Annotated in this window: 17 protein-coding genes; 7 read left to right on the top strand and 10 right to left on the bottom strand. The window is 74.0% G+C overall.

From position 1 onward, the window contains the following. The first annotated feature begins 96 nt into the window (after positions 1-96). From ACFU0Y_RS04175 to ACFU0Y_RS04160, 4 genes are read left to right on the top strand one after another with little or no spacing between them, the layout of a single operon-like run. On the top strand, positions 97-570 hold the full coding sequence (locus ACFU0Y_RS04175) for an NUDIX hydrolase (protein WP_380213187.1): 474 nt from the start codon (positions 97-99) through the stop codon (positions 568-570). Continuing rightward, positions 567-1,604 (top strand): glycine betaine ABC transporter substrate-binding protein, encoded by a 1,038-nt coding sequence (locus tag ACFU0Y_RS04170; protein ID WP_380213186.1) that lies wholly within the window; start codon positions 567-569, stop codon positions 1,602-1,604. Before ACFU0Y_RS04175 ends, ACFU0Y_RS04170 begins: the two co-directional genes overlap by 4 nt. Before the next feature lie 56 nt (positions 1,605-1,660). After that, a complete protein-coding gene (locus ACFU0Y_RS04165) occupies positions 1,661-2,878 on the top strand; it encodes a pyridoxal phosphate-dependent aminotransferase (RefSeq protein WP_380213185.1) in 1,218 nt (405 codons plus the stop codon). Between the two features lie 49 nt (positions 2,879-2,927). After that, a complete protein-coding gene (locus tag ACFU0Y_RS04160) occupies positions 2,928-3,797 on the top strand; it encodes a PPK2 family polyphosphate kinase (protein WP_380213184.1) in 870 nt (289 codons plus the stop codon). Between the two features lie 19 nt (positions 3,798-3,816). Here ACFU0Y_RS04160 and ACFU0Y_RS04155 read toward each other — a convergent pair whose 3' ends face one another. Both ACFU0Y_RS04155 and xseA read right to left on the bottom strand, forming a co-directional pair. Next, on the bottom strand, positions 3,817-4,098 hold the full coding sequence (locus ACFU0Y_RS04155; RefSeq protein WP_380213183.1) for an exodeoxyribonuclease VII small subunit: 282 nt from the start codon (positions 4,096-4,098) through the stop codon (positions 3,817-3,819). A 59-nt stretch (positions 4,099-4,157) separates the two neighbouring features. After that, on the bottom strand, positions 4,158-5,459 hold the full coding sequence (gene xseA, locus ACFU0Y_RS04150; RefSeq protein WP_380213182.1) for an exodeoxyribonuclease VII large subunit: 1,302 nt from the start codon (positions 5,457-5,459) through the stop codon (positions 4,158-4,160). A 65-nt stretch (positions 5,460-5,524) separates the two neighbouring features. Between xseA and ACFU0Y_RS04145 the strand changes: the two genes are divergently transcribed. Beyond that, complete coding sequence (locus ACFU0Y_RS04145) at positions 5,525-6,469, top strand: hypothetical protein (protein WP_380213181.1); 945 nt, start codon at positions 5,525-5,527, stop codon at positions 6,467-6,469. A 10-nt stretch (positions 6,470-6,479) separates the two neighbouring features. Then, positions 6,480-7,562 carry a 4-hydroxy-3-methylbut-2-enyl diphosphate reductase gene (locus tag ACFU0Y_RS04140; protein WP_380213180.1) on the top strand — a complete coding sequence of 361 codons (1,083 nt, stop codon included), beginning with the start codon at positions 6,480-6,482 and terminating at the stop codon, positions 7,560-7,562. A gap of 21 nt (positions 7,563-7,583) precedes the next feature. Here ACFU0Y_RS04140 and ACFU0Y_RS04135 read toward each other — a convergent pair whose 3' ends face one another. From ACFU0Y_RS04135 to ACFU0Y_RS04125, 3 genes are all read right to left on the bottom strand, one after another. Then, positions 7,584-8,825: a DNA recombination protein RmuC gene (locus ACFU0Y_RS04135; RefSeq protein ID WP_380213179.1), complete on the bottom strand. Its 1,242-nt coding sequence runs from the start codon at positions 8,823-8,825 to the stop codon at positions 7,584-7,586. A gap of 84 nt (positions 8,826-8,909) precedes the next feature. Beyond that, complete coding sequence (locus ACFU0Y_RS04130; protein ID WP_380213178.1) at positions 8,910-9,671, bottom strand: ABC transporter permease; 762 nt, start codon at positions 9,669-9,671, stop codon at positions 8,910-8,912. A gap of 75 nt (positions 9,672-9,746) precedes the next feature. Next, on the bottom strand, positions 9,747-10,688 hold the full coding sequence (locus ACFU0Y_RS04125) for an ABC transporter ATP-binding protein (RefSeq protein ID WP_380213177.1): 942 nt from the start codon (positions 10,686-10,688) through the stop codon (positions 9,747-9,749). Positions 10,689-10,818: 130 nt separating this feature from the next. Between ACFU0Y_RS04125 and ychF the strand changes: the two genes are divergently transcribed. Further along, positions 10,819-11,904, top strand: a complete 1,086-nt coding sequence (gene ychF, locus ACFU0Y_RS04120; protein ID WP_380213176.1) for a redox-regulated ATPase YchF — start codon at positions 10,819-10,821, stop codon at positions 11,902-11,904. Positions 11,905-11,935: 31 nt separating this feature from the next. On the opposite strand, the gene arfB is transcribed toward ychF, so the two are convergent. The 5 genes from arfB to ACFU0Y_RS04095 form a co-directional block, all read right to left on the bottom strand. Then, on the bottom strand, positions 11,936-12,376 hold the full coding sequence (gene arfB, locus ACFU0Y_RS04115; protein ID WP_380213175.1) for an alternative ribosome rescue aminoacyl-tRNA hydrolase ArfB: 441 nt from the start codon (positions 12,374-12,376) through the stop codon (positions 11,936-11,938). Positions 12,377-12,507: 131 nt separating this feature from the next. After that, a complete protein-coding gene (locus ACFU0Y_RS04110; RefSeq protein ID WP_380213174.1) occupies positions 12,508-12,825 on the bottom strand; it encodes a hypothetical protein in 318 nt (105 codons plus the stop codon). Beyond that, on the bottom strand, positions 12,822-13,118 hold the full coding sequence (locus tag ACFU0Y_RS04105; protein WP_380213173.1) for a hypothetical protein: 297 nt from the start codon (positions 13,116-13,118) through the stop codon (positions 12,822-12,824). The genes ACFU0Y_RS04110 and ACFU0Y_RS04105 overlap by 4 nt, the downstream gene beginning before the upstream one ends. Before the next feature lie 322 nt (positions 13,119-13,440). Further along, positions 13,441-13,734 (bottom strand): hypothetical protein, encoded by a 294-nt coding sequence (locus tag ACFU0Y_RS04100; protein WP_380213172.1) that lies wholly within the window; start codon positions 13,732-13,734, stop codon positions 13,441-13,443. Positions 13,735-13,809: 75 nt separating this feature from the next. Continuing rightward, positions 13,810-14,247, bottom strand: a complete 438-nt coding sequence (locus ACFU0Y_RS04095; RefSeq protein WP_380213171.1) for a lipopolysaccharide assembly protein LapA domain-containing protein — start codon at positions 14,245-14,247, stop codon at positions 13,810-13,812. Positions 14,248-14,252 lie beyond the last annotated feature (5 nt).

Raw genomic sequence — 14,252 nt, 5'->3', positions numbered from 1 at the left:
TCTGCAACACGCTGAATTCCTTCTGTAACTTCTTCTAACAATGTTGGTCCACGCGCTCGTGCAGCGCCCGGCGGGCGGCGTTCCTAGAATGGGGGCATGAGTTTCCCCATGGACACCCGGGTGGGTGCCTACGCCGTCATCGTCCAGGACGGGGCGGTGCTGCTCAGCCACTGGAACCCCCGCCGCCCCACGCTGCGGGGGGCGTGGAGCCTGCCCGGCGGCGGCATGGAGGTGGGGGAGCAGCCGGCGCAGACCGCGCTCCGGGAGGTGCACGAGGAGACGGGGTTCACCGTGGAGCTCGACGAGCTGCTGGGCGTGCACAGCCGGCACATGGACGCCGGGGAGCGGCTGGACGGCCGCGACCGCCCCTTCCACGCCCTGCGCGTGATCTACCGGGCCCACATCACCGGCGGGACGCTCACCTCGGAGCTGGACGGGTCCTCCGACGAGGCCCGCTGGTTCCCCCTGGCGGCGCTGCCGGGGCTGCCCCTGGTGAGCCTCGTGCCCGTGGGCCTCGAACTGGCCGGGCTCGTGGCCGCGGACCCCGCGGGACCGGGACGGGACCGGTGAGCCGCCGTCGTGCGACCGCCGGTCTGCTCGCCGCCGCCGCGCTCACCGGGTGCGGCGGCGAGGCACCGGAACCGCCCCTGCCCGCCGCGACGTCCCCCGCGGCGGAACCGGTCCGGATCGCGGCGGGCCCCACCGGCCAGACGGCCGTGCTCGCCCACGTCTACGCCGGGCGGCTGCGGGAGGCGGGCTTCGACGCGAGCGTGGTGGACGCCGGGACCGACCGCGCCGACTACCTCGGGGCCCTCGAACGGGGGGACGTGGAGGTCGCGGCGGACTACTCGGGCAACCTCTACCTGTACCTGCGCGGCCGGGCCCCCGTGGAACCGGCGACCGCGACGGCCACGGACGGGACCACCCCCACCCCCACCCCCACCCCCACGCCCAGCCCGGAGGCCGAGGACGGCGGGCTCGCCGAGGACCTCTCCGAGCTGCTGGGACTGGGGGAGGAGCGCGCCGACGCCGACGACGTGCTGGCCGGGGTGCGCGACGTGCTGCCCGAGGGGCTGCAGGTCCTCGAGCCGGCCCCGGCGGAGAACACGGTGGCGGTCGTCGTGACCCGTCCCACCGCCGTCGAGCACGGGCTCACCGACCTCGAGGACCTGGGCCCGGTCTGCGCCGAGCTGGCCCTGGGCACCGACCTCGACTTCGCGGGCCGCTCCTACGGCCCGGAGGGCCTGGAGGACGCCTACGAGTGCATGCCCGGCAGGCTCGTGCCGTTCGGCGAGCAGGCCGACCTCGTGGACGCGCTGCTCGAGGACCGGGTGCAGGCCGCCGCCCTGTTCACGGCGTCGCCCGCGATCGAGGACAACGCACTCGTGGTCCTGGCCGACCCGCTCAACAACTTCGTCCCGCAGCGCGTGCTCCCCGTGGCCGCCGAGGACCTGCCGGACGGCGCCGCGGACGTCGTCGACGCGTTGAGCGCGCAGATCGGCACCGAGGACCTGGTGCTGATGACCCGGATGACCTCCGCCCGGGACCCGTACACGCCCGAGGAGGCGGCGCGGTACTGGCTCGAGGGCGGCGACGACACCTGAGCACCGCACCGGACGGTGCCCCGGACGGCGCGGGACCCGGGGGTAAGGTGTACCGCATGTCAGTGGTGAAGCAGTCCGACAAGCTCAAGAACGTCCTCTACGACATCCGCGGCCCCGTGCTGGAGCAGGCGGAGCACATGGAGGCGGAGGGCCACCGGATCCTCAAGCTCAACATCGGCAACCCCGCGCCCTTCGGCTTCGAGGCACCCGACGCGATCCTCGTGGACATGATCAAGAACCTGCCCAACGCCCAGGGCTACTCGGACTCCCGCGGCATCTACTCGGCGCGCACGGCCGTGGTGCAGTACTACCAGACGCGCGGGATCATGAACCTCGACACCGACGACGTCTACCTGGGCAACGGCGTCTCCGAGCTGATCACGATGACGCTGCAGGCGCTGTGCAATCCCGGCGACGAGATCCTCATCCCCTCCCCGGACTACCCGCTGTGGACGGCCTCGGTGGCCCTGTCCGGCGGCACCCCCGTGCACTACCGGTGCGACGAGGACAACGACTGGAACCCCGACCTGGAGGACCTCGCGGCGAAGATCACGCCCCGGACCAAGGGCATCGTGATCATCAACCCGAACAACCCCACCGGCGCGGTGTACTCCCGCGAGGTGCTGCAGACCATCGTGGACCTCGCCGCGGAGCACGAGCTGATCCTGTTCTCGGACGAGATCTACGAGAAGATCACCTACGACGACGCCGAGATGGTCAACACCGCGACCCTCACCGGCGAGGACGTGCTGTGCCTGACCTTCTCCGGGCTGTCCAAGGCCTACCGGGTGGCCGGCTACCGCGCCGGGTGGCTGGCCATCACCGGGCCCAACTGGAAGGCCGAGAGCTTCATCGAGGGCATCAAGCTGCTCGCCAACATGCGGATGTGCGCCAACGTCCCGGCCCAGCACGCGATCCAGACCGCGCTCGGCGGCTACCAGTCGATCAACGACCTGATCCTGCCCGGCGGGCGGCTCAAGGCCCAGCGCGACCTCGCCCACCGGCGGCTCAACGAGATCGACGGCGTGTCCTGCCGGCAGGCCGACGGGGCGCTCTACCTGTTCCCCAAGCTCGACGTGGAGAAGTTCAACATCGTCGACGACGAGAAGTTCGCCCTCGACCTGCTCAAGGAGCAGAAGATCCTCGTCAGCCACGGCCGGGCGTTCAACTGGCCGGAGCCCGACCACTTCCGGCTCGTCACCCTGCCGTCCGTGGAGATGCTGGCCACGGCGCTGGACCGGATCGAGGAGTTCCTGAGCAACTACCGCCAGTGACCGGCGGGCCGCGCACCGCGGCCCGCCCCGCATCTCCAGGAGGTTCCGCATGAGCGCCGCCGACCAGGTCCCCGTCACGGGCTTCGAGCAGGACGTGCGGCCCCTGCTGCGCGCCCGGCCGGGCCTGTCCCTGGACGCCGTGGACACCGGCTCCACCCCCGGGTTCACGGGCGACAAGAAGCTCGGCACCGCCCTGCGCGCCGCCCGGGACGCCGAGCTGGCCGAGCTGCAGCGCCAGATCTACGCCAACGCCACGGTGGGCGCCCGGCACCGGGTGCTGCTCGTGCTCCAGGGCATGGACACCTCCGGCAAGGGCGGGGTCATCCAGCACGTCCTGGGCGGGCTCAGCCCGCACGGGGTGCACACCCACGGCTTCGGCCGGCCCACCGAGGAGGAGGCCTCCCAGCACTTCCTGCAGCGCGTGCGGCGGCAGCTGCCCCGGCCCGGGGTGATCGGCGCCTTCGACCGGTCCCACTACGAGGACGTGCTGGTGCCCGTGGTGCACGACGTGCTCGACGACCGCCAGCTGGAGCGGCGCTACACCGAGATCCGGCACTTCGAGCAGGAGCTCGCCGACGACGGGGTGGTCCTCGTCAAGGTGTTCCTGCACCTGGGGCTCGACGAGCAGCGCGAGAACCTCCTGGCCCGGATCGGCGACCGGACGAAGCAGTGGAAGTTCGACCCCTCGGACCTGGAGGCCCGCAGCCGGTGGGACACCTACATGGCGGCCTACGAGCGGGCCATCGACGCGACCGACGCCGACCACGCTCCCTGGTACGTGGTGCCCACGGATCGCAAGTGGTACGCCCGGGCCGTGGTCCAGGACCTGCTGATCTGCGCGCTCGCGGGCCTGCGGCTCGACTGGCCGGATCCCGGCTACGACGTCGAGGACGCCCGCCGGCGCCTCGCCGAGCTCTGACTCCTGCCGGGCCGGGGCCTCAGCCGCGCCCGGCGGTCTCCTCGCCCGCACCGCTCCCGCCGTCGGCGTCCGCGCGCCGGGTGCGGGCGGCGTCCAGCCGCTCGCGGGCGCCGTCGAGCCACTGCTCGCAGCGGGTGGCGAGGGCCTCGCCGCGCTCCCAGAGCGCCAGGGACTCCTCGAGGGACGTGCCCCCGGCCTCGAGCCGGGAGACGACCTGCACGAGCTCCTCGCGGGCCTGCTCGTAGCCGAGGCCGGCGATGTCGGACAGGTCGGGTGCTGCGGGGTGGTCGGTGCTCTCCATGGGGGCGCCTCTCGGTCGGAAGGGATGGGCAACGGTCGGGGCGTCGGGGCCCCGGAGGGTCAGGAGGGACCGGGGCGTTCGCCCGGGCGCCGGGCGGAGACGGTCTCGGTGCGCACGCCGAGCTCGCCCGCGGCCAGGCGGACCCCCAGCAGGTCCCCGGCGCGCACGGCGGACGCGTCGGTGACCACGGCGCCGGAGGCGTCCAGGACCACGGAGTAGCCGCGCTGCAGGGTCTCCTGCGGGGACAGCGCCCGCACCCGGGCGCGCAGGGAGCGCACGGCGTCGCGCTCGCGCAGGGTGCGGGCGTCCACGGCCGACAGCGCCCGGGTGCGCCACCGGTCCACGTCCTCCTCCCGGAGCAGGATCATGTCCTCCGGCTGGGCCAGGGCGGGCCGGGAGCGCACGGCGGCGAGGCCGGCGCCCTCCCGGTCCAGGAAGCCGCGCACGGCCCGGTCCAGGCCCGCCCGCGCCCGGGCGACCCCGGCGCGCTCCTCGACGACGTCGGGGACGATCCGCTTGCCGGCGTCCGTGGGGGTCGAGGCCCGCAGGTCGGCGACCCAGTCGAGCAGCGGCTGGTCGTTCTCGTGCCCGATGGCGCTGACCACCGGGGTCCGGGCGGCCGCCACGGCGCGGAGCAGGGACTCGTCGCTGAAGGCCAGGAGGTCCTCGAAGGAGCCGCCGCCGCGGGCGATCACGATGACGTCCACCTCCGGCAGCCCGTCGAGCTCGCGCAGCGCCTGGGTCACGGCGCGCACCGCCCCGGAGCCCTGCACCGCGACCTCCCGGATCTCGAAGTCCACGGCCGGCCAGCGCAGGGACGCGTTGCGGACGACGTCCTTCTCGGCGTCGGAGTTGCGCCCCGTGACGAGGCCGACCCGGCGGGGGAGCAGCGGCAGCGGCTTCTTCCGCGAGGCGTCGAAGAGCCCCTCCTCGGCGAGCGCCCGCCGCAGCCGCTCCAGCCGCTCCAGCAGGTCCCCCAGCCCCACCGGGCGGATGCCGCGGCCCAGCATGGACAGGCGGCCGGTCTTGGCCCAGAAGTCGGGCTTGAGCTGGGCGACCACGCGCATCCCCTTCTCCAGGGGCCGGTCCAGGTGGGCGGTCTCGTTGGCGAAAAGGGTCACGGGGACGGAGATCTCGGCGTCGACGTCCCGCAGGGTCACGTACGTGACGCGGGCGCGCCGGTTGAGCTCGATGATCTGGCCCTCCACCCACGTCGGCGAGCAGCGGGCGATGTAGGCGTGCAGGTTCTCGGAGAGCATCCGCAGCGGCCACGGGTTCTCCGGGGTGGTGCGGTCCGCCCGCGACGGCAGCTCCCGCTCACGGTCCGCCGGCGCGTCCTGCTGCGGCTCCAGATACGTCATGGCACATGCTTACCACCCGGCGGGGACAGCCGCGCACGGGCGCCGTCCGTGCGTACAGTGGAGCCGTGAGCTCCTCCGCACCCCCCGCTCCCGCCCGCGACTCCCGGCGCCGCGCCACGGCCGCGCTGCGCACCGGCCTGGGCACCGTCCTCGGCCTGGCCACCGCGTCCCTCGTGGCGCTGCTCGTGCCCCTGCACTGGGCCCAGGACACCGTGGTCTCCCGCGACGGCTTCACCCGCACCGTGGGCACCCTCGCCGAGGACCGGCCCTTCCAGGAGGAGCTGGCCCGCACCGCCGTGGGGCAGGCCACGGACCGGATCCTGGGGGAGCGGGCCACCGGCGTGGGCTTCCTGGACCGGACGCTGGAGAACCTGACCCGCCGCGCCGCGGACATCGCCGTGGGCCTGACGGCGGACCCGGCCTACCAGCGCGCGTGGACGCAGAGCCTGGAGCGCACCCACGCCGCGAACGTCCCCGCCGACGGCGGGGTGGCGGAGCCGCCCCGGGACCTCGTGCTCGACCTCGGGCCGATGCTCCAGGAGGTCGACGCGGCCCTGGACCGGACCGCGGGCGTGGACCTCGGGCTCGCCGACCGGGAGAGCACCGTGACCGTCCCCGGCTCCCGGACCGGCCGCCTGATCGAGGCCGGCACCCGGCTCACCGACCTGGCCGTTCCGCTGACCTGGACCGCCGGGGTGCTCGCGCTGCTGGCGCTGCTGGTGGCCCGGCACCGCTTCGCCGTGCTCGCCGTGCTGGGGCTGGGCTCGCTCGCCGGACTGGGCGCCGTGTGGCTGCTCGTGGAGCAGGGCGTGCAGCGGGCCTCCGGCATGCTCGGGTCCGACCCGGTGGTCCGGCTCGCCGGGGAACGGGTCGTCGTCCTGCTGAGCGGCTCCCTCGGCGAACAGATGGTCACGGCCGCCTGGGCGGCCGGGATCACGGGCGTCGTGGGCCTCGTCGGGGCCATCCTGGTGTCGGGCGGATCACGGCGCCGGTCCCGCCCCACCGCGTAGCATGGAGGCCATGCCGACCACCGTTGCGCTCACCATGCCCACCGTCCCCCGTTCCCGGCGATCCCCCGAGGACGTGGCCGCCGCCGCTCCCGTGACCGGGCCGAAGAAGGTCCTGCTCGCGTCCCCCCGCGGCTACTGCGCCGGCGTGGACCGCGCGGTCATCGCGGTGGAGAAGGCGCTCGAGCACTACGGCGCCCCGGTGTACGTGCGCAAGGAGATCGTGCACAACAAGTTCGTGGTGAGCACCCTGGAGGAGCAGGGCGCCGTGTTCGTCGAGGAGACCGACGAGGTCCCCGAGGGGTCGCTGCTGATCTTCTCCGCCCACGGCGTCTCCCCGGCCGTGGTGGACTCCGCGAAGTCCCGCGACCTGCACACGATCGACGCCACGTGCCCCCTGGTGACCAAGGTGCACCGCGAGGCCGTGCGCTTCGCGAAGAGCGACTTCGACATCCTGCTGATCGGCCACGACGGCCACGAGGAGGTCGAGGGCACCTTCGGCGAGGCCCCCGAGCACATCCAGGTGGTGAACAGCCCCGACGAGGTCGACCGGGTCGTGGTCCGCGACCCGGACAAGGTCGTCTGGCTGTCGCAGACCACCCTCAGCGTGGACGAGACCCTGGAGACCGTGCAGAAGCTGCGCGAGCGTTTCCCCTCCCTGCAGGACCCGCCCAGCGACGACATCTGCTACGCGACCTCCAACCGGCAGACCGCGATCAAGAAGATCGCCCCGGACGCGGACCTCGTGATCGTGGTGGGCTCGGCGAACTCCTCGAACTCGGTGCGGCTCAAGGAGGTCGCCCTCGAGTACGGGGCCCGCCGCGCCGAGCGCGTGGACTTCGCCAACCAGGTGGACGAGTCCTGGTTCGAGGGCGTCGCCACCGTGGGCGTGACCAGCGGCGCCTCCGTGCCGGAGGTCCTCGTCAAGGACGTGCTGCGCCTCCTCGCCGACTACGGCTACGGGGACGTCGAGGAGGTCGTCACCGCCGAGGAGGACGTGCTGTTCTCCCTGCCCAAGGAGCTGCGCGCCCGGCTCACCGCCGCCGGGGACACCTCCCACCGGCTCGGCGGCCGCGGGGCCCGCCCCACCCGCTGACCCGGACCGGCGCCGCGGGGCTCAGCCCGCGGCGCGGCCCTCGCCCAGCTCGGTGAACTCGGGTGCCGTGAGCGGCCGCGGCGCCACCACGAGCGGCCGCGTGCTGAGCCGGTCGTCCTCCGCGAGCGTGGGGTCGAGGTCGTTGATCCGCCGCGCCGTGGGGAACACCCGGGTCTCCACCGATCCCGTCAGCCGGTTGTAGGTCTCGACGGACTTCTGCAGCGACCGGCCCATGTCGTCGAGGTGCTTGCCGACCGTGCCCAGCCGCTCGTAGAGCTGGCGGGAGAGGTCGAACAGCTCCTTGGCGTTCTCCGTGAGCCCGTTCTGCCGCCACGTGAACGCCACGGCCTTGAGCGAGGCGAGCAGGGAGACCGGGGAGACCAGCGCCACGTTGCGGCTCGCGGCGTGGTCCAGCAGGGTCGGGTCGGCGTCCAGGGCCGCGGACAGCGCCGACTCGGCGGGCAGGAAGCAGAGCACCAGCTCGGGGGAGGAATCCCGCGCCTCCCAGTACTTCTTGGCGGCCAGCGCGTCCACGTGCCCGCGCACGGCCTTCGCGTGGCCGGCCAGCTGCGCCCGGCGCCCGGCGTCGTCCTCGGCGTCCTGGGCGCGCAGGTAGGCGGTCATGGGCGCCTTGGCGTCCAGGACGATGTCGCGGCCTCCCGGCAGGTGCACGACCATGTCCGGGCGGATCGCGCTGCGCTCGCCGTCCGCGGTGGTGCCGTTGGAGGCGACCTGCTCCCGGAAGTCCACGTGCGCGGTCATGCCGGCGGCCTCGACCACCCGGCGCAGCTGCACCTCGCCCCACGTGCCCCGCGCGGAGCCCGAGCGCAGCGCGGAGGACAGGGACGTGGTCGCGGTGCGCAGGTGGTCGCCCACCTCGCGGGTGTGGGCCAGGGCCTGGGTGATCCCCCCGTACTGCTCGGCGCGGTCCCGCTCGAGCGCGCTCACGTGCTCCTCGACCGAGCGCAGCTGGTGGGCCACCGGGGCCAGGGCCCGCAGGACGTTGTTGTCCTGCACGGAGCGGGCGTCGGCGTCCCGCAGCCGGTCCTCCAGCTGGGCGCGCGCCTCGACGGCGGCCGCCCGCTCGGAGGCCAGGTCCACGAGCCGGTCCTGGACGGCGGCGAGCTCGGCCTGCAGGCCGGTCCGCTCCTCCTCCGCCGCCCGCGCGTCCCGGGCGGCACGGGCCCGCGCCACGGCGGCGCCCAGGAGGGCGCCCACGAGCAGGGCGAGCAGGACGAGGACGACGACGAGGCTGACGGTCATGCCCAGCAGTGTGGCACGCCGGCCGGACACCGCACGGCAGCGGCGCTCAGCACCACGCTCCGGGGAGCGCCGCCCGCCGCCAGGTCACCGGCGGACCGTGGTGCGGCGCACGGCCAGCAGCACCACGGCGGCGAAGACCACCGTCCAGACCCCGGTGTTGAGCAGCAGTGCCCACAGCGGGTCCGACTCCACGGGAGGCCCGCTGGTGGCCACGACGTCGCCCTCCACGAGCGGGTAGCGGGCCAGGCCGGCGAGGCCGTAGAGCGGGGTGAAGCGCGCGATGTCGAGCATCACCCCGGTGAGCGGGACGAAGAGGTTGCCGAAGAAGCTGAGCACCACCAGCAGCCCCGAGGCGGCGCTGACCGCGGACTCGGAGCGGAACAGCAGCCCGGCCGCCAGGCCGTAGAGGGCGAACACCGAGGAGCCGGCCACGACGAGGGCCGCGGTGGCGGCCCAGCGCCAGCCGCCCAGCTCGGCTCCGGTCAGGGCGCCCACGGCGTAGACCACGACGACGGGCAGCACGGCCATGGCCAGGGCCACGGCCACCTTGGCCAGCACGTACCCGTGCCGCGGCGCGGGCGTCAGCCCGAGCTGGCGGCCCCAGCCGCGGGCCTGCTCCACGGCGGCGGAGCCCGCGATCGAGGTGGTCGCGACGACCGCGCCGTACACCGCCATCGAGATCATGTTGTACCCGCCCGCGTTGCCGTGGCCCACCGGCAGGTCGGAGAAGTCCCCCAGCGCCGTGAACATCACGTACAGCACGGCGGGCAGGACCACGATGAAGAACGTGTTCTCGACCATGCGCACGTTGCGGCGCAGGTCGTGGGCGGCGTAGGCGATGCTCATGCTGCGGAACCTCCGGGGACGGGGACGGGGACGGGCGGGCCGGGACGGGGGCGAGGGCGGGTCCTGCGGTCGCGGTCAGTCGGCCGTGAGGCCCAGGAAGGCCTCCTCGAGCCCGGCGTGGGTGATCTCGAGCTCGCTCGCGCCCGGGGTCGCGAGCAGGTGCCGGGCGATGGCGTCCGTGTCCGGGCCCGTGAGCCGACGGCGCCCGCCGACGGACTCCAGCGGGGCCGCCCCCGGGACGACGACGGGCCCGGGCCCGTCCCAGCGGAAGCTGACCACCCGGTGACCGGCCAGGGCCTGGACCTCGGCGGTGGCGGCGTCCGCGACCACCCGGCCCGCCTTGAGCACCACGGTGCGTGCGGCGAACTCCTCGGCCTCGTCGAGGTAGTGGGTGGCGAAGACGACGGTCCGGCCCCGCTCCGCCTCGGCGTGCATCGCGGCCCAGAACTCCCGCCGGGCGCCGACGTCCATCCCGGCGGTCGGCTCGTCGAGGACCAGCAGGTCGGGCTCGGGCAGCAGGGCCAGGGCGAAGCGCAGCCGCTGCTGCTCCCCGCCCGAGCACTTGGAGACCTTCCGCCGCGCGAACCCGGCGGCCCCCGCCCGGGCCAGGGCCTCGTCCACGGGCAGGGGGTCCCGGTGCAGGGTCGCGACCATGGCGACCGTCTCCCGCACGGACAGGTCGTCGAGCAGCCCCCCGGTCTGCAGCACCGCGCCGATCCGCCCGGCCCGCACGCTCTCCCGCGGCGCGGCACCCAGGGTGCGCACGGTGCCGTCGTCGGGATCGGTGAAGCCCAGGACCATGTCGAGGAGGGTGGTCTTCCCGGCTCCGTTGGGCCCGAGCAGCGCGACCACCTCGCCGCGCTCCACGCGCAGGCTGACGCCCTCCACGGCCCGGACGCGCTGCCCGCCGCGCCCGAAGCCCTTCCGGACGCCGGCGACGTCCACGGCCGGGGAGTCGCCCGGGGTGTCGGCAGGACGCGCGTGCGGGGAAGTGCGGGAGGCCGGAGAGGAGCTCATGCTCCGACTCTGCTCCACCGGGCGCCGTGCCGGAAGCCCTGCGGCCCACGACACGCCCGGGAGACCGGCCGCCGGCCCCCCGGAGGCCGCCGGGGCGTGCCGGTCGGCCCGGCCGGTAGGATGGTCTCCCGTGGCTCTTACTATCGGAATCGTCGGACTGCCCAACGTCGGCAAGTCCACCCTGTTCAACGCGCTGACCCGCAACACCGTCCTGGCGGCGAACTACCCGTTCGCGACCATCGAGCCGAACATCGGCGTGGTCAACCTGCCGGACCCCCGGCTGGGACGGCTCGCGGAGATCCACGGATCCGAGCGGATCCTGCCCGCGACCGTGTCCTTCGTGGACATCGCCGGCATCGTCAAGGGCGCGTCCGAGGGCGAGGGGCTGGGCAACCAGTTCCTCGCCAACATCCGCGAGGCCCACGCCATCGCCCAGGTGGTGCGCGCGTTCGACGACCCGGACGTCATCCACGTCGACGGCGAGGTCGACCCCGCCTCGGACATGGAGACCATCAACACCGAGCTGATCCTCGCCGACCTGCAGACCCTCGAGAACGCGATCCCGCGTCTGGAGAAGCAGGTCAAGATCAAGAAGGCCGACCCCGCCAAGCTCGCCGCCATGCAGCAGGCGCAGACGATCCTGGAGCGCGGGGACACGATCTTCGGGGCGGCCGAGAAGGAGAAGCTCGACGTCGACCAGCTGCGCGACCTCAGCCTGCTCACCGCGAAGCCCTTCATCTACGTCTTCAACGCCGACGACGGCGTGCTCGGCGACGAGGCGAAGCAGCAGCAGCTGCGCGAGCTCGTGGCGCCGGCCGACGCCGTGTTCCTCGACGCGAAGCTCGAGTCCGAGCTCGTGGAGCTGGACGAGGAGGAGGCCCAGGAGATGCTGGAGATGTCCGGGCAGGACGAGGCCGGTCTCGACAAGCTCGCCCGCACCGGCTTCCACACCCTCGGGCTGCAGACCTACCTCACCGCCGGGCCCAAGGAGTCCCGGGCCTGGACCGTCCCCGTGGGCGCCACCGCCCCGCAGGCCGCCGGCGTCATCCACACCGACTTCGAACGCGGTTTCATCAAGGCCGAGATCGTGTCCTTCGAGGACCTCGACGCCGCCGGGTCCATGGCCGAGGCGAAGGCCGCCGGCAAGGTCCGGATCGAGGGCAAGGACTACGTCATGCGCGACGGCGACGTGGTGGAGTTCCGCTTCAACGTCTGACCCGGGCGGACGGTCCGCGCCCCGGCGTGGGTCATTCCGGGCCGGGGCGCCTGCGCTGCTGCTTGGTCTCGGAGCGCTGCCGCTTTCCCTCGAGCCGTCGCCGCCGCGAGCCGTACGTGGGCCGGGTCGGCCGCCGGGCGAGGGGCGGGGCCACGGCCTCGCGCAGCAGCGCGGCGAGTCGCTCTCTGGCCGCAGTGCGGTTGCGCCGCTGCGCACGGTGCTCGGCGGCGCTCACGGTGAGCACGGTGCCCGCGAGTCTCCCGGCGAGCCGGTCGAGGACGCGCTCGCGCTGGACGTCGTTCAGCGCGGTCGTCGTGGCCAGGTCGAGGGAGAGCTGCACCCTGCTGTCGGCGGTGTTCACGCCCTGACCGCCCGGCCCCGAGGCGTGGGAGAACCGCTCGACCAGCTCTCCCGCCGGCACCGTGAGGCCGCGGGGCGCTCCAGGGCCCGGGGGCACGTGCAGATCGTCCACACGACGATTGTCCCGCATCCGCAGCGTGCTCGCCGTCGCCGGGAACGGCCGGTAGCAACCGAAGGCCGATCGCGTCCTCCACGTACCCCGGCGCGCACGGACGGTGCGTCGGGAGACTCCGGCCGAGACTCCTACGGAGCCGTGGGCACGGGGCGGTGGACGGTCTCCGTCCCCGGGGCCGGGACGGGGTCGTCGGCCACGATGCGCAGATCGGTGAGATCCGCTCCCTCGAGGTGCGGCAGCACCTGGGTGGCCAGCAGGGACAGGGCCGTGCCGTACGCACCGGCCCTCGTCCCGGCCTCCACGGCCATCCGGAGGCAGACGCCCTGGGCCCCGCTGCTCCGGGCGACGCAGTGCGCCGTCGCGACGATCCGGCTCAGGGCTCCGAGCGCGGAGACGTCCACCCTGCGGGTCGTCCTGACCGTTGCCTCGGCGGTCCACGTGCTCATGGTGTGCCTCCGGCCCGAGAACGCTCCGACCGCACCACCCGGGGGCGGGCCGGCGCGGTGATCCGCACCGGTCCGGTGACCGGCTGCACGTCGTCGAGGCTCCAGCGCAGGAGGTCCACTGCCTCGGGCTCCGCTTCGTGCGCCTGGTGCAGGTCCACGGCGACGTCCGACTCGGGGAACAGCGCCCGGGCGCGGACCGCGAGCGGTGCCAGTGCCTGCTGATTGGTGCCGGTCAGCAGGCCCGTGACGACCAGGGTCACGTGCCTGCCGTCCAGATCGATCCGGACGAGCACCGAGAGCCTGTGCCTTTCCGGTGCACCTCTCGGCGCGATGGGCGCGCGCAGGTCCGTCCCTGCCGACATGTCGTCCAACGTGTCTCCCCCCGTCGGTGGTGCTGCGACAGGGGCTCGGTCCCACGCCCTGGGTCCGCGCCGTCCACGACTCCGCGACGGTCTCCCTGTCTGCACCACCATCGTCGGCGCGCGGGGGAGCCGGCCGCCAGGGTGTGCGCCCCATGCGTGCGTTCTCCGGCTCGTCCGTGCTCTGCGCGGCGCTCCCACGCACCGCACCCGGGCGCTGGGGCCGGTGCGCTGCCGCGGCAGCGCACCGCGGCGCCTACAGCTGGTGGGCGGTGCCGTCCTCCGGCGGTGCCGCCGCCTCGAGGTACTCCTCGACGTCCACCAGGACGGCGGGGCCGGACTGCGCCACCTGCAGTGCGACGGCGAGGCTGGCCACGTCGTCGTCGTCCAGGGGCTGGTCGGGCAGGTCCACGGCGTAGCGGGCCTCGCCGTCGACGAGCACGGGAGTGATGTGGGCGGTGCCGCTCGTGAGGTCGACGACGGTCGCGGGGGCGATCGCCTCGCTGTCCTCGGGCGCCGGGCGGTCGTCGGGGGGTGCGGGGGAGCTCATGGGATCCGTCCTGTCGTTCGGGGTGCTGTCAGGCTACTGCCTGGTGCCGCTCGGGCCGTGGCGCCGCGACGCGTTTCAGCGCAGGGCGCGCTTGATGTCGGCGCGCTCCTTCTCGAGCCTGCGCACCCGGTGGCCCAGCTTGAACAGCCGGACGGAGCCGACGAGCCCCATGATGAGGGCGCCGGCGACCGCCGCGAGCAGCATGGCGACGCCGAGGGGGAGGCTGAACTCCCAGGCCATGTAGTTGAAGACCGCCGGGACGTTGTTCTGCAGGATGAAGACCAGCAGCAGGATCAAGATCAGCAGGCCGAGGATGAGGGCCGTCCACATGGCCCCTGAGATGCCCTGCTTCTGGTGCTCGTCCAGTGCGGGGTCCGTGCCCACCTGCTGCCGGACGGCCGGTTCCCGGCCGGGCGCCGGGCGGTCCGCGGCCGACGCGTCCGGGGCGGGGGTCCGCTCGGCGTCCCCGGGGACGGACGGGCGCGGGTCGGAGGGTTCTGGGGTGCGGGCCATGACGG

Origin of the sequence: Kocuria sp. NPDC057446 (genome assembly GCF_042802875.1) — a bacterium.
Classification (GTDB): Bacteria; Actinomycetota; Actinomycetes; order Actinomycetales; family Micrococcaceae; genus Kocuria.
This window is presented reverse-complemented; position numbering and strand designations above follow the sequence as displayed.